The organism is Flavobacterium sp. UBA6135 (assembly GCF_002428305.1).
Lineage (GTDB): Bacteria > Bacteroidota > Bacteroidia > Flavobacteriales > Flavobacteriaceae > Flavobacterium.
Window position 1 is genome coordinate 16,808 of the sequence record NZ_DIVJ01000039.1, and the last position, 23,556, is coordinate 40,363.

The window sequence follows — 23,556 nt, forward strand, 5'->3', positions numbered from 1 at the left end:
TAACCTTATGAAATCAACCTACCTCCTATTTTTAGCCACTGTACTATTTTGCACGAATGGATTTTCGCAAGAGATGAAAAACAGAGACCAAATTAAAGCCTTGAAAACTGCTTTTATTACTACTGAATTGGATTTGTCAACTGCTGAAGCTGAAAAATTTTGGCCTATTTACAATCAATTTGATGCTCGCTTTTTTGAATTGCGAAATAAAAAGATGCGCAGTTTACACCAAACCATTGAAAAAAACAGTGCTACACTTTCAGAAAAAGAAGCTACGCAATTGTTGAACGATTTAGAGGCAACTGAAGAAGAATTGTTTCAATTGCGAAAAAAACTCAATGCTGATTTAAAGGGCATCATCGGTTCGGTGAAAATCATCAAATTGAAAAAAGCAGAAGATGATTTTAATAGAAAGCTATTGAGACAGTACCGAGCTAATCGAGGAAATAAAAATTAATTGGTTGTAAACCTTATTCGGAACATCTTATTCTTTCCTGCAGCTATTGCCGATTTTTTGTCGATGAATTTCAATACATGTAACTCCTTTTCATCGGAAATTTTTATCCATTCGATACCGCTATCGCTGGTGGCGTAAATTCCATTTGGAGCTAATGCTACCAACATTGTACCTCCCGATTCAGGAACAAATTGCACGCAACTGGAATAGCCAAAAGCCAAACTGTCGGATACTGAAACCCAGCTTCTACCTCCATTTATGGTCAACGCTTTGTTTTTGAAATTGTTATTTTGATCTTCGTAATCACCACCTACCAACAAACCAATAGTATCGCTGTAGAAGTCAATAGAATAAATACCCGTCATTGATTTACCGCTTACAATAGGCGTTTCTTGAAGTATCCAAGATTCTCCTTTATCGTTAGAATACAAAACCCTTGATTTTTTTCCACCGGTTGCAATCCAAGTGTGAGTACCTTTAACCGTGATGCTACTATTACTTGCTGCAAAAGCATATTCCTCTTTTTCAAGTTTGGGTAGTTTTGAAGGGTCAATTTTATTCCAAGTAGAACCACCATCTCGGGTAACAATAACATTTAATTTATTGTTTATTGGGTCGCCAAAAGCAATGCCTTCCTTTTCATTCCAAAATTGAATGCCGTTATAAAACGCGTCGTTGGCTAGGTCTTCAAAAACCAATTGATAATTGGACATATCTTTCTTACTTATTTTATATATCGCAGCCGGTTTTTCGGTGCTGATTAAAAAGATATTATCAAAATTTTGGGCAATTCCTCTGAAATGTAACGGTATGGAATCCATCCTAATAATGCCGTCCTTCTTTTTAGAATTGTTAATAAAGCTATAGCCAAACGTTCCTTTATCGGAAGCATACCATACTTTATCATTATCAAGAGTGATTGCTCTTATAGAAACAGTATCCTGAAGCAGGGTATCTAAAATCACTCCGGTGAAAGGTTTTCGTTTGTATTCTTCTTTCTTTTTTTTCTCTTCCTTACAAGAAAAAAGAGAAAGCACTACAACAAAAAGTATAACAATTTTAGACATATTTATTAAATTATATCACAAAAATATGGTATTATTTCAAATATGCAACTTATTTGTAATATAAATTCTACTAATGGTTTTGTTGTGATTTTGTGGCACAAGAATTGTATAGTGATAATCAAACCAGAGTTTATCTCTATAAATTAAATGTCATGAAAACACTTACCATCCTTTTCAGTGCTGTTTTTTTTGCAGTAGGGTTTACTACCCAGGCACAAGACAGAACAACCGTGAGAGCAAACTCAATGGATATCAGTGACAACTTAGATCTACGAGCTATTGCTACTATCTTTGGAGATTCCAGAGATTTAGAAGATTTTGAAAATCGTCTAAACGATCCTAATAAGCAAATTTCTAACCTTGATTTAAACAATGACAACCGTGTGGATTACCTACGTGTTATTGAATCGATGGAAGGAAACACCCACTTAATAATAATTCAAGCCGTACTTGAACGCGACATTTTTCAAGATGTTGCCACCATTGAAGTAGAAAAAGACAGCAGAAACAGAACGGTGCAAGTGCAAGTAGTTGGTGATGTTTTCTTATATGGGAACAACTACATCTACGAGCCGGTTTATTATGCAACACCTGTAATTTATGCACACTTTTGGGCTCCCAGATATCATGTGTATTATTCTCCTTGGTATTGGAATTATTACCCCGGATTTTACTGGACTTGGAATCCGTATCCCTATTACAGATATAGAAGCAACGTTAACGTGTTTATCAACGTGAACAATACCTGTAATTATGTGAACCACAGAAGAAGTACAAGAGCAATCGCAATGCACCAATCCAGACGAGCCAACTCGTATGAGAGAATGCATCCAGACAGAGGTTTTACTGCCCGAAATCAAAATGTTTCTAACCGTTATGAGTTAGCACAAAACAGAAATACAGGGCGTGGAAACGATAGAGCTAACGGAATTGCAGCTACGCCAAGAAGAGCAAACACAAGTGATGCTAATTCTATAAGAAATGATCGTTCGACTGACAGAGCTAACGGAATTGCTGCAACCCCCAGAACAAACTCAAATTTGAACACCTCAAGAAATGACCGTTCAAATGATAGAGCTAATGGAATTACAGCCACTCCAAGAACCACCAATTCTGATGTGAACACTTCCAGAAATGATCGTTCCAATGACAGAGCAAGCGGTACGTTTTCTACACCAAGAACAACGAATCCAAGTGCTACCAGTTCCGTAAGAAATGATCGTTCCACCACTGACAGAGCAAGCGGAACCGTTGCAACACCGAGAGCAACAAATCCAAGTTCTACTAATTCAGTTAGAAATAATCGTTCGAGTGCGACTCCAAAAGCCACTACATCATCAACGTATAACGCTCCGAGAAATAATCAGAATAACCGATCACAAATGAGTGCACCACGAAATAGCGGTTCGTCTCAGCTATCTTCTGCTAACCGAGCACCGGCAGGAAGCAGTAGTTCTGCAAGAGCGAGTCAGCCTCAAAGAAGTCAAGGAGCTCCGTCAAATAAAAGTAGAGGAAATACAAGAATGTAATTTTAAATTGTAAAAATTAATTTTCTTTTTGGCGTTGGTGATTTGGATTATGGGATCCCTCCTAGCGTCGGGATGACAAACCGTATAGGGATTCGTTTTGGCACCTATTTCAAGACGACTTATATCTCCTAATTTTAACATAATCAATTGATTATAAAACAAAAAGCGATTCAGAAATGAGTCGCTTTTTTTTGTGTTGTTATTCCGTTTCCGGTTGATTTGATTTCGAATACACCCGCCATTTTTCAATACATTCTTCCATATCCTTTGGAATTGGTGTTTCAAAACGCAAAAATTCTTTTGTAATTGGATGTTCAAACCCTAAGGTTTTGGCATGAAGAGCTTGTCTTGGTAAGACTTTAAAACAGTTATCAATAAACTGTTTGTATTTGGTGAATGTTGTTCCTTTCAGAATATTGTTTCCGCCGTATCGCTCATCATTAAATAAGGTATGGCCGATGTGTTTCATGTGGACTCTAATTTGATGCGTCCTACCCGTTTCCAATTGGCAACTTACTAAGGTTACATACCCAAATCGTTCTAACACTTTATAATGTGTTACAGCAGGTTTGCCTTCCCCATCCGGAAAAACAGCCATCTGCATTCGGTCTTTTACGTGTCGAGCAATGTCTCCCGTGATGGTTCCCTCCTCTTCTGTAACATTGCCCCAAACCAAGGCTACATATTCTCTTTCCGAAGTCTTTTCTGCAAATTGTTTTGTCAAATATGCCATGGCCAAATCGGTTTTGGCTACGACCAATAATCCGGACGTATCTTTATCGATTCGATGCACTAAACCCGGGCGTTCCGAACTGTTCATTGGTAAATTTTCAAAATGGTAGGCCAACGCATTGACTAAGGTACCCGAATAATTTCCGTGACCGGGATGCACCACCATACCGGCAGGTTTGTTGACCACCAATAAATGTTCGTCTTCAAAAACAATATCTAAAGGGATGTTTTCCCCCACTAGCAAACGTTCATACGGCGGATGCGACAGAACAACACGGACTACGTCGGAGGGTTTGACTTTATAATTCGATTTTACTACAACATCATTAACATAAATACTACCGGTAGCTGCGGCTTGTTGAATTTTGCTTCGTGTAGTGCTTTCAATCAAATTCATTAAAAACTTATCTACTCGCAGCGGAGCTTGTCCTTTTCCGGCTTCAAAACGATAATGTTCGTATAATTCTTCCTCAAAATCAGATTCTATATCGCTGGTTGTATCTTTATTCATTATCATAATATCTTTGTAAACTGTCTTGAGACTCTTCTTCAAATCCTATCTTTCCGTCTCCTAAAACCAAATCGATTTTGGTTGTTTTCATCACTTTTGTTCCCGGTTTTACTAATTTACCGTTTATTCGCATTTCCAAAACCATATCTTTACCTAAATAGGGTTTGTAGGTCACTTCACCCAATTCCAGACCTAAAACGCGTAAGTTGGGCTCTACTTGACGGAAGGTTTTTTCAATCATGTCAGGCAACACAACATAAGCATAACTGTCGTTGTTTATTTTTAAATAAATCTTACGGTTTTCTTTCACTTTTGAACCCGGTTTTGGTTCCTGAAGCACAACACCAAACTTGGCAAATTCTTCATTATAGTCAATGGTATCCAAAACTACATACTCCAAGTCTAAGTCTTCCAACTTTTTTTCCACTTGATCCATGGTCATGTTTGCCAAATTGGGAACAATAATTTCTTGTCCGTGATTGGTTATAAACGACAACAAATTTAACACTAAAACCACTAGCAACACTACTAAAGTAAGTGCAATGGCAACCTGTCTTAAGAAAACTTTACTGCTGATGTATTTACGTAAACTCATTTTTTTTATTTGTAGCAAAGATATAAAAATAGGAATGGTTTTTTCTTTCCTTAAATAATGATATTTTTGTTGTATAATCTTTAAAAATAAACAAACGTAACTAAATGAAAAATGTTGCTATTATCATGGGTGGCTATTCCAGCGAATATAAAATTTCCTTAACCAGTGGAAATGTAGTTTATACTTATTTGGACAAAACAAAATTTTTGCCCTATCGCATTCATATTTTTAAAGACAAATGGGTTTGTGTAACAGATGATGAACAAGAATATCCAATCCATAAAAACGATTTTTCGGTAACGATAGGTGCTGAAAAAATCACGTTTGACGTTGTTTTTAATGCCATCCACGGCACTCCCGGAGAAGATGGTTTGATGCAAGCTTATTTTGAATTGTTAGGTATTCCGCAAACCAGTTGCGATTATTACCAAGCGGCATTGACTTTCAACAAACGCGATTTGTTATCGGTTTTAAAACCGTATGGCATCAAAACGGCTACTTCATTTTATTTGAATTTGGGAGACAACATAAATGCATCGGAAATTATTGAAAAAGTTGGCTTGCCATGCTTTGTAAAACCCAACAAATCAGGTTCCAGTTTCGGAATTTCCAAAGTAAAAACTGTTGACGAATTGCTTCCCGCAATTGAAAATGCCTATAAAGAAGACAACGAAATCATCATAGAAAGTTTTTTAGACGGAATGGAAGTTTCTGTTGGCGTGATTAATTACAAAGGAAAAATCACTGTTTTACCGATAACCGAAATTGTATCTGAAAATGACTTTTTTGATTATGAAGCCAAATATTTGGGAAAATCTTCCGAAATTACACCGGCAAGAATTTCAAAAGACCTGCAATTAAAAATTGAGACTGTAGCCAAAAGAGCTTATGAGGTTTTAAAAATGAAAGGTTTTTCAAGAAGTGAGTTTATCATTGTAGACGGAGAGCCCCATATGTTGGAGATGAATACCATTCCGGGATTAACCACAGAAAGTATTTTGCCACAACAAGCTCGTGAAGCTGGTATTTCACTTCCGGATTTGTTTGAAAATGCAATTGAATTGGCTTTAATCAAAAGCTAATTAATTTTAGTTTAAATTTACAAATTAACCAAAATAGAACAATGATATTTTTCGGAACAAAAGCCAGTACTATTAAAAATGGACAAATTGTAAACATTAATTGTCCACATTGTGAAACCAATTCTTCAATGATTTATAGTGTTTTTGGAAAATACGCCCATATATATTGGGTTCCTTTTTTTCCTTACAAGAAAATAACATTTACCGAATGTACAAATTGTAAGAAAACATTTGAGTATAAAGAATTACCAGATTCTATTAAAAATAAGATTGATAGAGAAAAAGAAAGAAATCCTGTAAAAATTCCAATATGGATGTTTACAGGAGTATTTATTCTTGTTGGAATTATTTCTTTTGGTTTTTATACCTCTTATCAAAACAAAATAAACGATGCAGAATATATAAAAAATCCAAAAGTTGGAGATGTTTATTATATTAAAGTGTCTGATAAAGAATTCACAACATCTAGAGTAGATAAAATTACACGGAATGAAATCTTTTTAACCAACAATGATTATGTAATTGATTTGGAATCTGAAATTGATGAAATTGATAAAAACGAAAACTATACAAAATATAAAGACACTATACCTTTTATTCAAATCCAAGAAGCCTTTCAAGACAATTTGATTATTTCAATAAAAAGAAACTAATGAAAAAAGCAATATTCCCGGGTTCATTTGATCCTATTACTTTAGGGCATTATGATATTATCAAGCGAGGTGTTTCCCTTTTTGATGAAATTACTATTGCCATAGGTATCAACGCTGAAAAAAAATACATGTTTCCGTTGGAACAGCGAAAACGGTTTATTGAAGCCGCATTTGCTGATGAACCCAAAGTAAAAGTGATTACTTATGAAGGCTTAACTATTGACTTGTGCAAAAAAGAAAAAGCAGGGTTTATTTTGCGTGGCTTACGCAATCCGGCGGATTTTGAATTTGAAAAGGCCATTGCACATACCAATCGAAAGTTATCAAAGATTGAAACCGTGTTTTTATTAACTGCTTCACAAACGTCTTATATCAGTTCGAGTATTGTTCGTGATGTCATTCGAAATGGTGGTGATTATAGTGTTTTGGTTCCGGAATCGGTAAAGTTATAGTTGGCCGTCGCAGTTTTCAGTATATCCGAACTGACAACTGCGACTGCGACTGAAAACCTACTCCTCCTCTTTCTTGATTACTTTTCGAGCTATTTCTATTTTAAACTTTTTACCTTTCATTTTTTCGTCGCGGATGTTGGCTAAAAATTCTTTAACTTTTTTAGATTTTACAGCGGCAAACGATATGAAATCTTTTACTTCAATCAACCCTAAATCGCTTTTATCCAATTTTCCTTTTTGGGAAAAGAAACCTACGATATCAATTTTATTCAATTTATTTTTCTTTCCACCGCTGATGTAAATGGTTTGAAACTCGGGTGGTTTTGGCAACGTAGTGGCGTTTTCAACATTTAAAACCGGCATTCCATAATCTAAATAGTCCATTTTCTTTTCACTTTCGTGAGCTACCACATAAGCTGTTCCGGATGCTAACATTCTGGCCGTACGTCCGTTTCGATGTGTAAACTCTTCTTCTTTGGAAGGCAAATGATAATGAATCACGTGTTTCATTTCCGGGATATCCAAACCACGAGCGGCTAAATCGGTGGTGATTAAATAGGAGACACTTCCGTTTCTAAATTGGATCAACGCCCGTTCGCGTTCGTCTTGGTCCATTCCGCCATGATAATAGGTGGCATAAATTCCTTTTTCGTTTAACGAATCACTAATTCGCTCAGCAGCATCGCGGTGGTTGCAAAATACAATAGCGGCTTGCGATTTCAACGAACAAATTAATTTAAAAAGCGTATTGATTTTATCTTTTTCCTTTGAGACCACCATTCGCAACGATAAGTTATTATTTTCTTCTTCTGTTGGAATAAAATCTAAAACCGTTGGATGCAAAACTCCGGTATATTTTGGAATTTCAATAGCAGCCGTTGCCGAAACCAAAATGCGTTTGTTCAATTTGGTTAACCTTGAAATAATAAACGACATTTGTTCGTGAAAACCCAATTGCAACGATTTATCAAACTCATCTAGAACTAACGTTTGGATAGCATCCAGTTTGAAAGTTCCTCTATCGATATGATCGGCAATTCTTCCGGGAGTTCCAATTAAAACAGCGGGAGGATTGGATAAGTTTTTAATTTCCGTATCAATGGAATGACCACCATAGCAAACATTTACTTTGTAATCGGTCCCCATTTTTTTCCAAACTCCTTCAATTTGCAAACCCAGTTCGCGAGACGGCACCAAGATTAAACATTGAACGCTAGTACTTTCAGATTCCAATAGCTGAAAAATCGGCAATAAAAAAGCGAGTGTTTTTCCGGAACCGGTAGGTGACAGCAGCAGAACATTGGCATCATTTAAAATGGTTTCTTGTGCTGTTTCTTGCATCTCATTTAAGCTATCAATGCCTAAATTCAAAAGCAAATTGGTGGAATGTGGATTTGTGTACATTTTGCAAAGATAGTTGAAATAGTTTAGTGGTCAGTGGTCAGTATTAAGTAGTCAGTTTTTGAGAAGGAACACAGATGATAAAAATTTAAGAAATATAAAAAATATAGGATGTATTTTTAAAATTTCTTAAATTTTATAAATCTGTGTTCAAAAATTAATGGTTAATGAATTTAGAAGTTAATAAATTGGGATTTGGAATTACATGTAAGAGTCAATACATTTGGGAACATAAAACTATGCTATGCGGATATTATACTCACTTTTATTTTTAAGTTATTTCACTTCTTACAGTCAAAATTCCTCACAATTTCAAACCCCTTATGAAAAAGGAAATGGCAATCAAACGGCTACTTATGAAGAATTGATTGCTTTTTACCAACTTTTGGACAAGCAATTTGAAACCGTTAAAATGATTGAAATGGGTTTAACTGATTCCGGAGAACCGCTTCATTTGGTGCTTTTTGATGTGGATAAAAGATTTGAATTAGACACCACTCCAAAAAGCAAAGTTTTAATCAACAATTCTATACATCCCGGCGAACCTGATGGTAATGATGCCTCGTTACTCTATTTGAGAGATTTAGCAGTTGGAAAAGTCAAAGCTCCTAAGAATACGATTGTTGCTTTTATTCCTGCTTATAATATTGGTGGCACGTTGAATCGAAACTCATTTTCCAGAGCCAATCAAAACGGGCCGGAAGCGTATGGTTTTCGTGGCAACGCTAGAAACTATGACTTAAACCGTGATTTTGTGAAAAGTGATACCAAAAATGCACGAAGTTTTGCGGAAATTTTTCATAAAGTGAATCCTGAAGTTTTTATTGATAACCATGTGAGCAATGGTGCTGATTACCAATATGTTTTCACTTACATTCAAACCCAACATCAAAAACTAGGAACCAAAATCGGTGCCTTTTTACAAGATGAAATGACGCCTGCTTTGATGGCAGCTCTAAAAAAGAAGAAAATTGAAAGTGTACCCTATGTAACCGTTTATGGAGCAACACCCGAAAAAGGATTTAGTCAGATGATGGATTTACCAAGATATTCCACAGGCTATACGTCACTTTTTGGTACGATTGGCTACATGCCGGAAACTCATATGTTGAAAAAATATTCGGATCGCGTAAAAGTAACTTATGAATTTATGTTGGAAACCGTTGCTTTTGTTGACGCAAACAATTCCAAAATAAAAAAGCTTAAAAGTGACAATTGGAAGCAATTCACCACCAATTCCACCTACCCGATTCAATGGAAATTGGACAGTAGTATTGTAAAAAAAATTCCATTTTTAGGTTATGCATCCGGTTATAAAAAAAGTGATGTTACCGGTCAAGACCGTTTGTTTTATGATTCTAAAAAGCCGTTTGAAAAACAAATAGCTTATTATACGCATTATTTACCTTCAAAAGAAGTTGTGATTCCGAAAGCCTATGTCATTCCTAGATCGTGGTGGCCTGTTATTGATTTATTAAAAACCAACCAAATTGAAATGAAGCCATTACAACAAGATAGTTTGGTTAAGGTTGACTATTACCGCATTGTTGACTTTAAAACCAGTACAACTGCTTATGAAGGGCATTACAATCATTCTGCTACAAAAGTTTCGATACATCAAGACAAAATGCTTTTGAAAAAAGGAGATTATATTATTCCAACCCAACAACCCGGCATAAAATATTTAATGGAAACCTTAGAACCGGAAGCACCGGATTCCTTTTTCAATTGGAATTTCTTTGATGCCATTTTACAGCAAAAGGAAGGTTATTCTGCTTATGTTTTTGAAGATTTGGCCGCTGAATTATTAAAAAAAGATTTAAAATTAAAAAGTGATTTTGAAGCCAAAAAAAATGCAGAACCGGACTTTGCTTCTAATGGAAGAGCCCAATTGGATTGGATTTATAAAAATTCTGCGTATTATGAAAAAACGCATAATTTGTATCCTGTATATCGATTGTTAGAGTAGTTATACAAATTAAATGTAGTACTATTTAAGCACTTTTTTGTACAAAAAGTAATGAATTTATTGTACTTAGGCTTTAAATTTATTTTATTCCGTTTTCCTGAATTCCATTTTACGTTTCTTTAATGTCTTTCTTTAATAATAAAAAAGGTAAAATAATCCCTAAAGCAATTATAAATAATGAGTATTCTTTAAATGGTTCAACACGCAAATATTCTGGTATTAGTGGATTTTCTAGACTTCCAATTTTCGTAATTAACATAAGTAATCCTATTATAAAAGTAATGAAACAACTTAATAATATGATCAAATTATATTTTAGGATTTCTTCTAAACTATTTCTTTTTCTTTTAGAATTTAAAAATAATCCAAAAATTGGAATTAATGCTAATAAAAAATAATCGAGAGTATTTGTGTCAACACCGAAAAAGTAACCCGTTTTGTTATGAATAAATTCTGTAAGTCCAAAAACAGAAGTTGGGCCAAGTATAAAATTCAAAAAAATGAATATAACACATGATATTGCAAACGATAAGTAAAGATGCTTTTTATTAAACCTATTCAACATTTTTTATTTAAAATTCTCTAATTTATATACAATTCTAATTCAGCTAAACTATCGCACAAACAACATATTTATTCAAACAACAACTTAATATTCTCATACGAATTTTTTAAAGCCGTTTCTATTTCGGCTTGGTTTTTCCATTCTGCTTTTTCGATGCCTTCGTTGGCTTGTGGTATCATCACACCTGTGTGCGATGATTTCATTTCAAACCAATGGGTAATTTTCAGTTTATAGCGTCCGTTTCGTTTGAAAATATGGTATGTCTTTGGTAATTTTTTAATGATTTTTAATCCGGTGACTCCGGTTTCTTCTTCCACTTCACGAATGGCGGTATCTTCAATTTCTTCTCCTTTTTCAATTCCGCCTTTGGGTAAATCCCATTTTTTATTTCTAAAAATAAATAAAACTTCGTTGTTTTGGTTATACACCAAACCGCCTCCGGCTTTTTCTACAGGGATTTTTGTCTTTAATTTTTTAAGAATTTCTTTTTCATCGGGATGATATAAAAAAGCTTTATCCACTTTATTTTTAAAAATTTTGATGATAAGTTCTTTTATATCAATACTTTCTAACAAAAACAATTGAAAATCCGTTTCCTTTTGAATTTCATTTGTCAAAAAAAGTGGTTTGTCGTTCACAAAAACTTTATACATTTGTGGTATGATTTTTAATAAAGATACAGCAAAAAAAACTGCCGAATTGCTTTTACAAATAAACGCAATTAAATTAAATCCCAAAAATCCTTTTACATGGGCATCGGGATGGAAGTCACCCATCTATTGTGACAATAGGATTACACTCTCTTTTCCTCCAATCAGAAATTACATCAGAGAAGAATTTGCCAAAAACATTGAAAAGCACTATGGCAAACCTGATGTTATTGCCGGAGTTGCCACCGGTGCTATCGGAATTGGTATGCTTGTTGCGGAATACATGGGATTGCCTTTTGTTTATGTTAGACCGGAACCAAAAAAACACGGACGTCAGAATCAGATTGAAGGATTTCTTCAAAAAGGGCAAAGTGTTGTGGTGGTGGAAGATTTAATCAGCACGGGCGGCAGTAGTTTACTAGCCGTTGAAGCTTTAAAAGCCGAAGGTGCAGTTGTTAAAGGAATGGTTGCCATTTTTACGTATGGTTTTGATGTTTCGGTAACTAATTTTAAAAATGCCGGAGTGACTTTACATACTTTGAGTAATTATGACAATTTATTGGAGTTAGCCGTAGCCAAACAATACATTACGGAAGAAGAACAACATGCTTTGCAGGAATGGCGGGTGAGTCCCTCTACTTGGGGAGTTTAGTTTAAAAGTTGCGGGTTGCGGGTTGAAAATAATAATCTTAAAAATAAAAAATGAATATAGAAAGTCCGAAGGTTGCTGTAGAAAAATCAACTCAATATCTGTTTGATTCGTTGAGTGATGTGAAAAATTTTGAAAAATTAATGCCGGAGAGCATTGCCAAATTTGAAGTAACCGGTGAAGATTCGTTTATTTTTGGATTAAAAGGCATGCCGGAAATTAAATTAAAAATGAAAGAAAAAGTACCTACAAGCAAAGTTGTTTTGGGTGCTGCTTCTGACAAATTACCTTTTACTTTAACGGGTGCAATTATTCCGCTTTCTGAAACAAGTTCAGAAGTGCAGTTGACTTTTGATGGCGAATTTAACCCGATGATGGCGATGATGATTAAAGGGCCTATTTCAAAGTTTATTGAGACTTTGGCTGAAAATATGCACAAATTATAGTAAAATAACAGATAGTAAAACAAAAACCCTTNNAAGGGTTTTTGTTTTACTATCTGTTGAAGATTAAATTCCAATTTCGACCTGAAAACGTAAATACCAGTTGTTACGGGTTGATCCATTTGCAAAACTCAATTCATCAAATGAAAGTTCTGATTGAATTTTAAATGCATGTTCCCAAAAATATTTTGTGACACCAAAGCTATACTGTTTAGAATCCGGTGTAAAAGGTTTAATAATTTCATTTACTTTTTGATTTGAAAAACGTCCGATTAACTCGATGTTGTTCAAAAACAAATAACTTAATTGATAATCCATTCCTTCACCTACATAAATGTACTTAAACTGAGTGTTATCTTCAGGATTATAGGTAATTGGATCGTTTGCTGTACGGTTCATATAAGTTGTCATAAATGACCAACCGTCATATTTTATCATAGCATCTAATAGGACCGACTGCATGTTGCGTTTGTCAAACAGGTCATCTCCCAATTGACCTTGTGTAAATCTAGCCCTTATGTTTTTATGTAAAACGCCTGAAACCATGACTTTTGGAGTTGTTTCGCGAGCAATATCTCCCTCAAAATTGGTTCCATCTTTCGTAAAACTTCCAAACGGGAACAATTCAACTTTTCCGGTTAAAGCATAGCCATTATCCGGATTTTTGGTCACATTTCTTCCGTTACCGGTACTTATTGCTGTTTTTAAATTATAGGAAAACGCATCTTTCTTTTCATGTAAATAATAGGTTTGAATTCCGAAATCACGGTCAATATTAAAACGAGCATTATTAATTGTTCTATCCGTCAACTGAAGAGCTCCTGATGAATTCACACGTTGTCTGTTTCCGGGAAGTTTTGTTTGACCAAAAGCAATACTCCAATATTTATTTGGTCTGTAAAACATGACCGCATCACGAATGATGTTTACGTTTTCTCCATCTTCAATTACACCAACATCGCCCGGAGCAAATGACAATTGAATGGCATACAAAAACTTTGGATTTCCAACAAAACCATCAAAACGCAAACGCAACCTTCTGATTTGACCGTCTATAATTTCATCTTGATCTTCCAACTCTATATAACTCATTCTATTTTGCATTCTGAAACGAATGTTTAATTGAAAAATACTATCGGGAGATGTCAAACCTAACCCCCTACCGTAATTGTAATAGGGCAATGTAGCCAGTTTTAAATCATTGTCTTTTGTACTAAACTGAATGTCTTGAGCTACTGATAACAAGGATGTTAATCCTAAAAAAAGCACTAAAAATCTTTTCATTATGTTGTGTTGAATTGTTGCCGCAAAAGTAATTTAATTTTTGATATGTAAAAGTTTTGTAAACGGATTGTTACCTTTGCAAAAAAAAAGTATGTCAAACTTATATTTAGGCTATCATTTTACGGTTGAACCAAAAGAATTGGGCTGTGAAATTCTAGTTGCCGAGCTGGGCGAAAAAGCTTTTGAGAGTTTTATTGAAACTGATTTTGGAATTACCGCTTATGTGCAAAAAGAACTTTGGGATGATTCCATTTTGGATGATATTTATATTTTAAATTCCCCTGAATTTACGATAAGTTATGTGGTTGAAGAAATCGAGCAAGTGAATTGGAATGAAGAATGGGAAAAAAACTTTGAACCCATTGATGTGGACGGAACATGTCATGTAAGAGCTCCTTTTCATCCAAAAACAGATGCTAAATATGATATTGTTATTGAACCCAAAATGAGTTTTGGAACCGGACATCATGAAACCACTCACATGATGATTCAACATTTACTGGAAAATGATTTAACGGATAAAACCACTCTTGACATGGGATGTGGCACAGCCATTTTAGCGATTTTAGCCGAAATGAAAGGAGCAAAACCCATTGATGCCATTGATATTGACAATTGGTGTTATTTGAATTCTATTGAAAATGCCTTACGAAATAATTGCCATCATATCAGCGTTTATGAAGGTGATGCCTCACTATTGGTTTATCAAAAATATGATGTGATTATTGCCAACATCAATCGAAATATTTTATTAAACGATATGGCTACATATGTGAATTGTTTAAATCAAAATGGTTTATTATTTTTGAGTGGGTTTTATACAGAAGATATCCCGGCTATAGATGCGGCTTGTACTGCATTAGGATTGACGCTTCAAAAAACGTTAGAAAGAAACAATTGGGTTAGTTTGAAGTATGAGTTGGGAGTTTAAGATGGGAGATGGGAGATGGGATTATATGAAAAATCTAATAATCTAAAAATTAAAATGAGTACGATTGAAAAAGTAAAAGAAGAAGTTTCGGTTAAGGAATTATTGGGAAATAATTTTGAAATTATTCTTTTTAATGATGATGTCAATACTTTTGATCACGTCATTGAAACGTTAATTCGAGTTTGTAATCATGAAGCTTTACAGGCCGAACAATGTGCTATTTTGGTTCATTACAAAGGAAAATGTGCCGTTAAAACGGGTAGTTATGATGAGTTAGAACCGCAATGCACCCAATTATTAGAAGCAGGATTAAGTGCAGAAATTCAATAGTTAAGCTTTGGAACAGTACGGAAAAATATTGCTCATTGCAATGCCGATTTTTTTGGTACTGATTGTTATTGAAAAAATATACGGCTATTATAAAGGAGAAGATACCGTTCCTCTTATGGATGGGATTTCCAGTTTGAGTTCCGGAATTACCAATGCAACTAAAGATGTTTTGGGCATCAGTTTAACTTTGATTTCCTATAATTGGTTTGTTTCCAAAGTAGCATTATTTACTATTGAAAATACTTTTTTAACGTATGCTATCGCTTTTATAGTTATTGATTTTTATGGCTATTGGACACACCGATGGTCGCATCAAATTAATATTTTTTGGAACAAGCACGCCATTCATCACAGTAGTGAGGAATTTAATTTGGCTTGTGCTTTACGCCAATCGATTTCTTCTTTTGTCAATTTGTTTACTTTCTTGTTGTTGCCGGCTGCTTTTTTTGGAGTTCCTTCCATTGTGATTGCAACTGTTTTACCGATCCATTTATTTCTTCAATTTTGGTACCACACCAAACACATTGACAAAATGGGTTTTTTGGAAAAAATAATCGTCACTCCTTCTCATCATCGGGTGCATCATGCCATTAATAAAGAATATTTGGACAAGAATCACGGACAAATATTCATCATCTGGGACAAACTTTTCGGCACCTTTCAAGAAGAATTAGATGCTGTTCCTCCTGTTTACGGCATCACACGTCCGGCACAAACATGGAATCCCATTAAGATAAATTTTCAGCATTTGTGGTTGTTGTGCAAGGACGCTTGGCGTGCTGAAAAATGGGTGGACAAGCTCAAAATTTGGTTCATGCCAACAGGTTGGCGACCGGAACATTTTGAAGAAAAATATCCCGTTCAAAAAATTGAAGATGTGTATCATTTTGAAAAATACAATCCGATACATTCTGAAAGATTAAAATATTGGTCGTTGTTTCAACTATTTGCCACACTTGGATTGGTGAGCTATTTTTTTGCGAACATTGGCACCCTTGCTCCAACACAATTGTTGCTTTATGGTTTGTTTGTTTTTATTACCATTTATAGTTATAGTGAATTGATGGATACTAACAAAACGGCACTCTTGTGGGAAGTTTTAAAAGTAACTTTTGGTTTTGGTTGTCTGTATTTTTTTAACGACTGGTTTGGAATCAGCAACAACATCCCTTTCGGAAACCTTTTGATTTCAATTTATTTACTGTTTTCACTTATGGTGACTTTTTATTTTGTCAATCAAGAATTTAAGTCATACTCCGAATTGAAAATAAAAGACAGACTCCGCTCATAAAGTATCTGTACCGTCCTTTTATTTTTTATCACCTATCCTCCTACTAGTTTAAAACGAATCCAGTTTTGATTTTGTTATGGATTTTAGTTTTTTTAGTATCTTTAAAAATTAATCGTTTAAAAAATGTTGCGAAATTTTATTCATTTCTCATTACTATCTCTTATTTTCTTTACTACTCCGTTATTGGCTCAAGATTTACCGCCAATCACTAAATATTCCACAACCGAATATGGTGCAGGTTATCAAAACTGGATGATTGCACAGGATGCTGACCATTTTTTGTATTATGCCAACAACGAAGGTTTATTGGAATTTGACGGTTCGGTATGGACGTTATATCCATCACCCAACGAAACCATTTTACGTTCGGTAACCGTCATTGGCGAGCGGATTTACACCGGTTGTTATATGGAGTTTGGCTATTGGGTTCGCAATAAAAAAGGCCGTCTGGAATACACCTCGTTGAGTGACAAAGTAAAAGCAAAGATTGTAGATGACGAGCAATTTTGGACTATTTTAGACTTTGACCATTGGGTGATTTTTCAATCGTTGAACCAACTTTTTGTTTATGATACCAAGACAGAATCGTTCCAAATTATCAGTCCGAAAAGCGGTCTATTCAAAGCATATATTGTCAACAATTCTATTTATTATCAAACTGTTAGTGAAGGATTATTTGAAATTGAAAACGGTAAAAGCAAGTTAATCAGCAACGATTCGTTTTTCATCACCAATAAAATTGTTTCACTGAGCCAGGTTAAGGGAGCTTTTTTGGTTATTACCCAATTTAATGGTTTTTACAGTTATAGTGATTCGAAAATTATGAAGTGGAAAACCGATATCGACCAAGAATTGATCTCCAGCAGTATTTATTGCTTCCATATTTTAAGAGACGGAACAATAGCTATCGGAACGGTTTCCAACGGTATTTATGTGTTATCGAATGACGGCAAGAAAATCTATCATATTAATCAAAACAAAGGGATTAGTAACAACACAGCACTTTCGCTTTTTGAAGACCATGATTCTAACATTTGGATAGGTTTGGATAACGGCATCAATTGTATCAATTTAAAATCTCCCATTCGAAGTTATGTAGATAAAACCGGAGTTTTGGGGACAGTATATGCTTCCATAGTTCACCAAGGTAAATTATATATTGGCACCAATCAGGGATTGTTTTATAAAAATCAAGACGCACTTGGTGATTTCAATTTTGTCAACGGAACCAACGGACAAGTATGGTCTTTATTTTCTCATGACGGCAAACTTTTTTGTGCTCATGATTTTGGCACTTTTATCATTGAAAATCTAGCCGCTAAAAACATTTATACCTCCTCGGGAACTTGGAAATTTTTAGAACATCCTACCAATAAAAATTTACTACTTCAAGGTAATTATTATGGTATTTCTGTACTTGAAAAAGTAAACAACACCTGGAGGTATCGCAACAAGATTTCCGGATTTGATTTTTCTTCTAAATATTTTGAAAGTACAGGTAGTGATGAACTCATTGTTAGTCATGAATACAAAGGCGTTTACCATATAAAAATGAATGCCGATTGGACCAAAGTTTTGCAATATGACACTTTTACTTTTCCTGAAAAAGGAAAGAATGCAGGACTAACGAAGTTCAATTCAAAAATTTATTATGCCTACAAAAATGGAATTTTTGTGTACAATCCAAAAACCAAACAATTTAAAAAAGATGAAAATCTGAGTAAAGTGTTTGAAAAAGACGAATACATCTCGGGTAAATTGATGGTGGATCATTCGGATAAACTTTGGTTTTTTACTAAAAATTACATCAACAATTTCTCTTTCGGCAAATTGAGTTCCGAGTTAAAACACAGTATTATTCCTATACCTTCTTCGATGACCAATTCGATGTTGGGTTATGAAAATATCACACAAATTTCGAATGCTCTTTATTTAATTGGAACTACAGATGGCTATAACACCATAGCGGTTGATGATCTCTATTTCAATAAATATAGAATTTATATCAAAAACATCATGGTGAACAAGCAAAATGACTTGTTCCATTATGTCTCGTTAACTGAAAATGGGACATTTAAACCCAAAGAAAATAATATTACTTTTAACTTCACTGTTCCGGAATACAACAAATATGTCAATGCTGAATACCAGTATCTACTAGAAGGTTTGCAAGAAGATTGGAGTTCTTGGAGTACTGAATCGAATGTGAATTTTAAAAATTTAAACCCCGGAAGTTATGTTTTTAAAGTACGGGCTAAAATAGGCAGCACCATATCAGAGAGCCTAGCAAGTTATACGTTTGAGATAGACAAACCTTGGTATTCAAGCAATTTGGCAGTACTTCTGTATATCATACTATTCTTTGTTTTGGTCTATTTTATCAATAAATCCTATAAACGTTACTACAAAAAACAACAAGAAAAATTGATTGAAGAAAACAACCGATTATTGGAAATTAAAGAATTAGAAACCGAACAAGAATTGATGCGAATCAAAAACCAACAATTGGAACACGATTTTGAAACCAAAAACAAAGAATTGGCTGCTTCTACGATGACATTAATCAAAAAGAACGAACTCCTGACTCTTATCAAAGAAGACTTGAAAAAAACTTCGGAAGCCAATCAAAATAGAAGCATCAAATCAGTTATTTCTACTATCAGTAAAAACATCAATGAGGAAGATACTTGGAATGTCTTTAAAGATGCTTTCAATAACGTTGATAAAGATTTCTTAAAGAAGATAAAAGCGGAACACTCCTCATTAACTCCAAATGATTTACGACTTTGTGCGTATTTGCGATTGAATCTTTCGTCTAAAGAAATTGCACCCTTATTGAATATATCGGTGCGAAGTGTGGAAATCAAACGCTACCGTTTACGCAAAAAAATGGATTTACCCCATGAACAGGGATTAGTAGAGTATATTTTGTCTATTTGAGCAGTGTGATAATTAGTGATTAGCCACTGACCTTTCAGTCTTTAGGTTATTTGGATGTAACGGATTAATACGGATTTTGAAAGTTCGCAATTAGTATGATTTATTCCAATATAAAACTCACGCTAACATTCACAAGGATTTCAATTTCACCAATCGCAATGGTTTCACGATTTGCATCTGAATCTTGTGCCATTTCCATGGCATAAGCATTTTTATACATTGGAGGAAAATAACCTGCTGAATTATCATTTATCTGAATTGCTTTCCCCACTTTTTGACCTAATGGACTAGTAAAATCCTCTGCTTTCTTTTTGGCATCTAAAACAGCTTCTTTTCTGGCTTGTGCTTCCAATTCTGCCATTTTAGAAGATTTGAATTCTACATTTGAAATTCTATTTACTCCTTGACCCATTAAACCAATAATCATTTCATCATATTTTGTCAAATCTTTTAAGGTAATCGTAGTGGTTTGAGAGGCTTGGTAATTGGTTTGTTTTTTTTGGTAATCATACACCTGATTTAAACTCACTTGGGTAGTTTTAAAATCCGCTGTTTTTGCTTCGTATTTTTTTAGAAATTTTATAACTTTATCTGCAGTAATATCATTCTCATTCTTTACTGTTTTGGCATCCTTACCGGAATTTTGAATACCAATGATAATGACAGCCCTATCCGGCACCACTTTAATTTTACCTTGTCCGTTAACCGAAATTTGGGGGATTTGTTTGATTTCCTGTGCTTGAATAAACGTTTGAGAAACCAAAAATAAAAGAACTACTATTTTTTTCATGATTATAAATTTTTATCATTTTCCCTGAACCAATTAACATGCCAGAAATAATTGTTTCAACTATTACTTTTAAATTTTACCGGATTTTGCCAAAATAAACAAAATGATGATGGGTATTGCTAAAAGAACCACCATAAATGTGTTTTCTACAAACAAATGTGGTTGATTAAATAACGTGATGGCATAACCACCAATAGCTCCACCAAAATGAGCCGTATGACCAATATTATCTCGTCTGGATTTCATGCCATAAATGGAATACAGCAAATATCCGATACCAAAAACATAAGCAGGAATTGGAATAGGTATAAAAAACAAATACAAATTCATATCCGGTTTAAGTAATATTGCAGCATACAAAACCCCTGTTACCGCTCCTGATGCACCAACAGCCCTATAATGAAACTCATCTTTGTGAAATTGTAAGGTTAATAAGCTTCCGCAAATTAAGCTTCCAAAATAAACCAATAAGAATGAAAGGGTTCCTAAATTTGAAATGACAACGGGAGCAAAGAAAAAAAGTGTAATCATATTGAACGCCAAATGAGCCATATCAACATGCAAAAAAGCCGATGTAATCATTCTCAAACTTTCACCGGAACGAATACTACCAATATGAAATTCATATTTTCTAAAAAAATAATCATCTTGAAATGCTTTATAACTTATTAAAACATTGGCCACAATAATTACAATCAAGATAGCTGTCATTTTATACTTTTTAATTTTTGTAAAAATAGTAATAGTTTTTTAGCTTTTTAGAAACCAATATTTATAAAATTAGAATAAGCCGTATATTTGCGTAAAAATAAATACATGCAATTTTTATTATATGTAGTATTGTATCCCCTACTTTGGATTATTTCAATACTTCCGTTTCCTGTCTTTTATGCTTTTTCGGATTTGGTTTGTTTTTTTACTTACCGTGTTTTTGGTTACAGAATAAAAACCGTTCGAAAAAATTTAGAAATAGCTTTACCTCATTTATCGGTTGCGGAACAAAAATCCATAGAAAAGAAGTTTTACAGTCACATGTGTGATTTATTTTTAGAAATGATCAAAACCATGACGATTTCTAAAGCGGAAATGGATAAACGTTTTGTGATTTCTAATCTTTCATTGATGCAAGAAATAGAGCAAAACGGAAAGAGTATTGCTATTATGACTTCACATTATGCGAGTTATGAATGGTCTATTTCCATCAACAACAAGCTTTCTCACGAGTCGTTTGCCATTTATAAAAAAATATCCAATCCCTATTTTGACAAACTAATTCGAAAAATCCGATCAAAATTTGGTGCTACTTTAATCAATACTAAAGAGACAATTCCAACGATTGAATCCAATTTTGCAAAAGGAATAAAAAGCATTTATGGTTTTGCGAGTGATCAATCTCCAAGAGCTTCAAGAGCTATTCATTGGGATACTTTTTTTGGTATTGAAACACCAGTGCAGACCGGAGCAGAAATTTTAGCCAAGAAATATGATATGGTTATGGTTTACATGCACATTAAAAAAGTAAAACGCGGTTATTATGAATGTCGTTTTGAACTCATGTCTGATAATCCGAAAAGTGTTCCTGATTTTGAGTTAACCACGCTTTTCATGAGAAAAGTGGAAGCTCAAATATTGGAAGCTCCAGAATATTATTTGTGGACGCACAAACGCTGGAAACACAAAAGGCAAGTTAGCTAATTACAGAAACCAACTTTTTACCATTTCTTTTTCAGGGATTGTATCGTTTTTATGGTAGAAATTATTGGTTTTCCCATCATAAATATAGTCTTCGCTCCACGTTTTGTGGTTGGCTGCTACTTGTTTGATGCTTTCGCAAACTTTCTTAATCTCTTCTGACGTAGTAGTAGGATGAATGGACATTCTGATCCAACCCGGTTTTTTAATTAAATCGCCTGAGGTAATTTGACACACCAAATCATTGGATGTTTGTTGGTCCACATGCAACAAATAATGTCCATAAGTTCCGGCACAACTACATCCGCCACGGGTTTGAATACCAAAACGATCGTTTAGCATTTTTACACCCAAATTAAAATGCAACTCATCAATATAAAACGAAATTACACCCAATCGGTTTTGGTGTTGACCGGCTAAAATTTTAATATTTTCAATAGCCCCTAATTGTTCGAAGATATAGGCTACCAATTCATGTTCGCGTTCTAAAATATTTTGAACACCCATTTTTTCTTTTAGTTGAATGGCTAAAGCGGTTTTAATCACTTGCAGAAATCCTGGCGTTCCTCCATCTTCTCTGTCTTCAATATTGTCGATGTATTTGTGTTCACCCCAAGGATTTGTCCAGCTTACGGTTCCGCCACCCGGACAATCAGGCACATTGTTTTTATATAAATTTTGATTAAACACCAAAACGCCTGAAGTTCCAGGACCACCTAAAAACTTGTGTGGTGAAAAGAAAATGGCATCCAAATAACTTTCCGGATCTTCGGGATGCATATCAATTTCAACATAAGGTCCGGAACAGGCAAAATCCACAAAACACACCCCGTTGTTTTGGTGCATTAACTTGGCCACCTCGTGATAAGGCGTTCTGATTCCTGTTACATTGGAGCATGAAGTAATTGACGCAATTTTAAAAACACGGTCTTGGTATTTTTCAACTAATTTTTTTAATTCGTTACTACAAAACAACCCTTCGTCATCAGCAGGAATTACCTCCACATCGGCAATAGTTTCCAACCACGATGTTTGATTGGAATGGTGTTCCATGTGCGAAATAAAAACAATTGGTTTTAACGCATCAGGAATCGTAGTAAATTCTTTTAAATTTTCAGGAATTCGCAAACCTAAAATGCGTTGAAACTTATTCACAACACCCGTCATTCCGGTTCCGTCAGTAATTAAAACATCATTTGAATTGGCATTGACATGCTTTTTAATGATATTTCGTGCTTCGTGGTAAGCCATGGTCATCGCCGTTCCCGTAATGGTGGTTTCTGTATGTGTATTGGCTACAAAAGGCCCAAACTGATTCATCAACTTCTCTTCAATGGCACGATACAATCTTCCGCTTGCTGTCCAATCCGTGTAAATAATTTTTTGTTTTCCGAAAGGGGAACTAAATTCTTGGTCAATTCCGATGATATTATTTCGAAATTGTTGAAAGTAAAGTTCTAATTGTGTTGCAGTTTCATTGGTAACCATAACTTGAATGTTTGGGCAAAGATACATTAATTAAAAAAAAACGAAAGCGTTAGTT

Annotated in this window: 23 protein-coding genes; 13 read left to right on the forward strand and 10 right to left on the reverse strand. The window is 34.5% G+C overall.

Annotation, left to right across the window (positions count from 1 at the left end; translation table 11 throughout):
* The first annotated feature begins 7 nt into the window (after positions 1 to 7).
* A complete protein-coding gene (locus B3L86_RS09915; RefSeq protein ID WP_291118379.1) occupies positions 8 to 457 on the forward strand; it encodes a sensor of ECF-type sigma factor in 450 nt (149 codons plus the stop codon).
* Here the strand turns inward: B3L86_RS09915 and B3L86_RS09920 are convergent.
* The gene (locus tag B3L86_RS09920; RefSeq protein WP_291118381.1) at positions 454 to 1,524 is read right to left on the reverse strand and encodes a WD40/YVTN/BNR-like repeat-containing protein; all 1,071 of its coding nucleotides are present in this window, start codon (positions 1,522 to 1,524) and stop codon (positions 454 to 456) included. The genes B3L86_RS09915 and B3L86_RS09920 overlap by 4 nt on opposite strands.
* A 152-nt stretch (positions 1,525 to 1,676) precedes the next feature.
* Between B3L86_RS09920 and B3L86_RS09925 the strand changes: the two genes are divergently transcribed.
* Positions 1,677 to 3,053, forward strand: coding sequence for a hypothetical protein (locus B3L86_RS09925; RefSeq protein ID WP_291118383.1), 1,377 nt, complete (start codon positions 1,677 to 1,679; stop codon positions 3,051 to 3,053).
* 199 nt (positions 3,054 to 3,252) lie between these two features.
* On the opposite strand, the gene B3L86_RS09930 is transcribed toward B3L86_RS09925, so the two are convergent.
* Positions 3,253 to 4,296, reverse strand: coding sequence for an RluA family pseudouridine synthase (locus tag B3L86_RS09930; RefSeq protein WP_291118384.1), 1,044 nt, complete (start codon positions 4,294 to 4,296; stop codon positions 3,253 to 3,255).
* A complete protein-coding gene (locus B3L86_RS09935) occupies positions 4,289 to 4,891 on the reverse strand; it encodes a PASTA domain-containing protein (protein ID WP_291118386.1) in 603 nt (200 codons plus the stop codon). The genes B3L86_RS09930 and B3L86_RS09935 overlap by 8 nt, the downstream gene beginning before the upstream one ends.
* A 104-nt stretch (positions 4,892 to 4,995) precedes the next feature.
* Here B3L86_RS09935 and B3L86_RS09940 point away from each other — a divergent pair, with 104 nt between their 5' ends.
* The 3 genes from B3L86_RS09940 to coaD are packed head-to-tail and all read left to right on the forward strand — an operon-like array spanning position 4,996 to position 7,078.
* Positions 4,996 to 5,973 carry a D-alanine--D-alanine ligase gene (locus tag B3L86_RS09940; protein WP_291118387.1) on the forward strand — a complete coding sequence of 326 codons (978 nt, stop codon included), beginning with the start codon at positions 4,996 to 4,998 and terminating at the stop codon, positions 5,971 to 5,973.
* Positions 5,974 to 6,014: 41 nt separating this feature from the next.
* Positions 6,015 to 6,626: a zinc-ribbon domain-containing protein gene (locus tag B3L86_RS09945; RefSeq protein WP_291118389.1), complete on the forward strand. Its 612-nt coding sequence runs from the start codon at positions 6,015 to 6,017 to the stop codon at positions 6,624 to 6,626.
* The gene (coaD, locus tag B3L86_RS09950) at positions 6,626 to 7,078 is read left to right on the forward strand and encodes a pantetheine-phosphate adenylyltransferase (RefSeq protein WP_291118390.1); all 453 of its coding nucleotides are present in this window, start codon (positions 6,626 to 6,628) and stop codon (positions 7,076 to 7,078) included. The genes B3L86_RS09945 and coaD overlap by 1 nt, the downstream gene beginning before the upstream one ends.
* 57 nt (positions 7,079 to 7,135) lie before the next feature.
* Here the strand turns inward: coaD and B3L86_RS09955 are convergent, their stop codons facing one another.
* Positions 7,136 to 8,482 carry a DEAD/DEAH box helicase gene (locus tag B3L86_RS09955; protein WP_291118392.1) on the reverse strand — a complete coding sequence of 449 codons (1,347 nt, stop codon included), beginning with the start codon at positions 8,480 to 8,482 and terminating at the stop codon, positions 7,136 to 7,138.
* Positions 8,483 to 8,723: 241 nt separating this feature from the next.
* Here B3L86_RS09955 and B3L86_RS09960 point away from each other — a divergent pair, with 241 nt between their 5' ends.
* Positions 8,724 to 10,448 carry a M14 family metallopeptidase gene (locus tag B3L86_RS09960; protein WP_291118394.1) on the forward strand — a complete coding sequence of 575 codons (1,725 nt, stop codon included), beginning with the start codon at positions 8,724 to 8,726 and terminating at the stop codon, positions 10,446 to 10,448.
* A gap of 109 nt (positions 10,449 to 10,557) precedes the next feature.
* Here B3L86_RS09960 and B3L86_RS09965 read toward each other — a convergent pair whose 3' ends face one another.
* A complete protein-coding gene (locus tag B3L86_RS09965; protein WP_291118396.1) occupies positions 10,558 to 10,944 on the reverse strand; it encodes a hypothetical protein in 387 nt (128 codons plus the stop codon).
* A 137-nt stretch (positions 10,945 to 11,081) separates the two neighbouring features.
* Entirely contained in the window at positions 11,082 to 11,666 is a 585-nt protein-coding gene (locus B3L86_RS09970) for an NUDIX hydrolase (protein ID WP_291118397.1), read from the reverse strand.
* Positions 11,667 to 11,673: 7 nt separating this feature from the next.
* Between B3L86_RS09970 and pyrE the strand changes: the two genes are divergently transcribed.
* Positions 11,674 to 12,315 carry an orotate phosphoribosyltransferase gene (pyrE, locus tag B3L86_RS09975; RefSeq protein ID WP_291118398.1) on the forward strand — a complete coding sequence of 214 codons (642 nt, stop codon included), beginning with the start codon at positions 11,674 to 11,676 and terminating at the stop codon, positions 12,313 to 12,315.
* A gap of 50 nt (positions 12,316 to 12,365) precedes the next feature.
* Positions 12,366 to 12,758 carry an SRPBCC family protein gene (locus B3L86_RS09980; RefSeq protein ID WP_291118400.1) on the forward strand — a complete coding sequence of 131 codons (393 nt, stop codon included), beginning with the start codon at positions 12,366 to 12,368 and terminating at the stop codon, positions 12,756 to 12,758.
* Positions 12,759 to 12,821: 63 nt separating this feature from the next.
* On the opposite strand, the gene B3L86_RS09985 is transcribed toward B3L86_RS09980, so the two are convergent.
* On the reverse strand, positions 12,822 to 14,039 hold the full coding sequence (locus B3L86_RS09985; RefSeq protein ID WP_291118402.1) for a porin: 1,218 nt from the start codon (positions 14,037 to 14,039) through the stop codon (positions 12,822 to 12,824).
* Positions 14,040 to 14,130: 91 nt separating this feature from the next.
* Between B3L86_RS09985 and prmA the strand changes: the two genes are divergently transcribed.
* The 4 genes from prmA (at position 14,131) to B3L86_RS10005 (ending at position 19,531) form a co-directional block, all read left to right on the forward strand.
* On the forward strand, positions 14,131 to 14,970 hold the full coding sequence (gene prmA / locus B3L86_RS09990) for a 50S ribosomal protein L11 methyltransferase (RefSeq protein WP_291118404.1): 840 nt from the start codon (positions 14,131 to 14,133) through the stop codon (positions 14,968 to 14,970).
* Positions 14,971 to 15,024: 54 nt separating this feature from the next.
* Positions 15,025 to 15,300, forward strand: a complete 276-nt coding sequence (locus B3L86_RS09995) for an ATP-dependent Clp protease adaptor ClpS (RefSeq protein WP_291118406.1) — start codon at positions 15,025 to 15,027, stop codon at positions 15,298 to 15,300.
* A gap of 7 nt (positions 15,301 to 15,307) precedes the next feature.
* Positions 15,308 to 16,591: a sterol desaturase family protein gene (locus tag B3L86_RS10000; protein ID WP_291118408.1), complete on the forward strand. Its 1,284-nt coding sequence runs from the start codon at positions 15,308 to 15,310 to the stop codon at positions 16,589 to 16,591.
* Between the two features lie 123 nt (positions 16,592 to 16,714).
* On the forward strand, positions 16,715 to 19,531 hold the full coding sequence (locus tag B3L86_RS10005) for a helix-turn-helix and ligand-binding sensor domain-containing protein (RefSeq protein ID WP_291118410.1): 2,817 nt from the start codon (positions 16,715 to 16,717) through the stop codon (positions 19,529 to 19,531).
* Between the two features lie 100 nt (positions 19,532 to 19,631).
* Here B3L86_RS10005 and B3L86_RS10010 read toward each other — a convergent pair whose 3' ends face one another.
* A complete protein-coding gene (locus tag B3L86_RS10010) occupies positions 19,632 to 20,321 on the reverse strand; it encodes an SIMPL domain-containing protein (RefSeq protein WP_291118412.1) in 690 nt (229 codons plus the stop codon).
* Positions 20,322 to 20,390: 69 nt separating this feature from the next.
* Positions 20,391 to 21,032, reverse strand: a complete 642-nt coding sequence (locus B3L86_RS10015) for a rhomboid family intramembrane serine protease (protein ID WP_291118414.1) — start codon at positions 21,030 to 21,032, stop codon at positions 20,391 to 20,393.
* A gap of 105 nt (positions 21,033 to 21,137) precedes the next feature.
* On the opposite strand from B3L86_RS10015, the gene B3L86_RS10020 reads away from it, so the two are divergent.
* Positions 21,138 to 22,016, forward strand: a complete 879-nt coding sequence (locus B3L86_RS10020; RefSeq protein ID WP_291118416.1) for a lysophospholipid acyltransferase family protein — start codon at positions 21,138 to 21,140, stop codon at positions 22,014 to 22,016.
* Here the strand turns inward: B3L86_RS10020 and B3L86_RS10025 are convergent, their stop codons facing one another.
* Positions 22,017 to 23,501, reverse strand: coding sequence for an aminotransferase class V-fold PLP-dependent enzyme (locus B3L86_RS10025; protein ID WP_291118418.1), 1,485 nt, complete (start codon positions 23,499 to 23,501; stop codon positions 22,017 to 22,019).
* Positions 23,502 to 23,556: the final 55 nt, after the last annotated feature.

Excerpts from the sequence above, each read along its gene's own strand:
- B3L86_RS09915 (WP_291118379.1), top strand. The coding sequence starts at position 8 with ATGAAATCAACCTACCTCCTATTTTTAGCCACTGTACTATTTTGCACG.
- B3L86_RS09920 (WP_291118381.1), bottom strand. The coding sequence starts at position 1,524 with ATGTCTAAAATTGTTATACTTTTTGTTGTAGTGCTTTCTCTTTTTTCT.
- B3L86_RS09925 (WP_291118383.1), top strand. The coding sequence starts at position 1,677 with ATGAAAACACTTACCATCCTTTTCAGTGCTGTTTTTTTTGCAGTAGGG.
- B3L86_RS09930 (WP_291118384.1), bottom strand. The coding sequence starts at position 4,296 with ATGAATAAAGATACAACCAGCGATATAGAATCTGATTTTGAGGAAGAA.
- B3L86_RS09935 (WP_291118386.1), bottom strand. The coding sequence starts at position 4,891 with ATGAGTTTACGTAAATACATCAGCAGTAAAGTTTTCTTAAGACAGGTT.
- B3L86_RS09940 (WP_291118387.1), top strand. The coding sequence starts at position 4,996 with ATGAAAAATGTTGCTATTATCATGGGTGGCTATTCCAGCGAATATAAA.
- B3L86_RS09945 (WP_291118389.1), top strand. The coding sequence starts at position 6,015 with ATGATATTTTTCGGAACAAAAGCCAGTACTATTAAAAATGGACAAATT.
- coaD (WP_291118390.1), top strand. The coding sequence starts at position 6,626 with ATGAAAAAAGCAATATTCCCGGGTTCATTTGATCCTATTACTTTAGGG.
- B3L86_RS09955 (WP_291118392.1), bottom strand. The coding sequence starts at position 8,482 with ATGTACACAAATCCACATTCCACCAATTTGCTTTTGAATTTAGGCATT.
- B3L86_RS09960 (WP_291118394.1), top strand. The coding sequence starts at position 8,724 with ATGCGGATATTATACTCACTTTTATTTTTAAGTTATTTCACTTCTTAC.
- B3L86_RS09970 (WP_291118397.1), bottom strand. The coding sequence starts at position 11,666 with ATGTATAAAGTTTTTGTGAACGACAAACCACTTTTTTTGACAAATGAA.
- pyrE (WP_291118398.1), top strand. The coding sequence starts at position 11,674 with ATGATTTTTAATAAAGATACAGCAAAAAAAACTGCCGAATTGCTTTTA.
- B3L86_RS09980 (WP_291118400.1), top strand. The coding sequence starts at position 12,366 with ATGAATATAGAAAGTCCGAAGGTTGCTGTAGAAAAATCAACTCAATAT.
- B3L86_RS09985 (WP_291118402.1), bottom strand. The coding sequence starts at position 14,039 with ATGAAAAGATTTTTAGTGCTTTTTTTAGGATTAACATCCTTGTTATCA.
- prmA (WP_291118404.1), top strand. The coding sequence starts at position 14,131 with ATGTCAAACTTATATTTAGGCTATCATTTTACGGTTGAACCAAAAGAA.
- B3L86_RS09995 (WP_291118406.1), top strand. The coding sequence starts at position 15,025 with ATGAGTACGATTGAAAAAGTAAAAGAAGAAGTTTCGGTTAAGGAATTA.
- B3L86_RS10005 (WP_291118410.1), top strand. The coding sequence starts at position 16,715 with ATGTTGCGAAATTTTATTCATTTCTCATTACTATCTCTTATTTTCTTT.
- B3L86_RS10010 (WP_291118412.1), bottom strand. The coding sequence starts at position 20,321 with ATGAAAAAAATAGTAGTTCTTTTATTTTTGGTTTCTCAAACGTTTATT.
- B3L86_RS10015 (WP_291118414.1), bottom strand. The coding sequence starts at position 21,032 with ATGACAGCTATCTTGATTGTAATTATTGTGGCCAATGTTTTAATAAGT.
- B3L86_RS10020 (WP_291118416.1), top strand. The coding sequence starts at position 21,138 with ATGCAATTTTTATTATATGTAGTATTGTATCCCCTACTTTGGATTATT.
- B3L86_RS10025 (WP_291118418.1), bottom strand. The coding sequence starts at position 23,501 with ATGGTTACCAATGAAACTGCAACACAATTAGAACTTTACTTTCAACAA.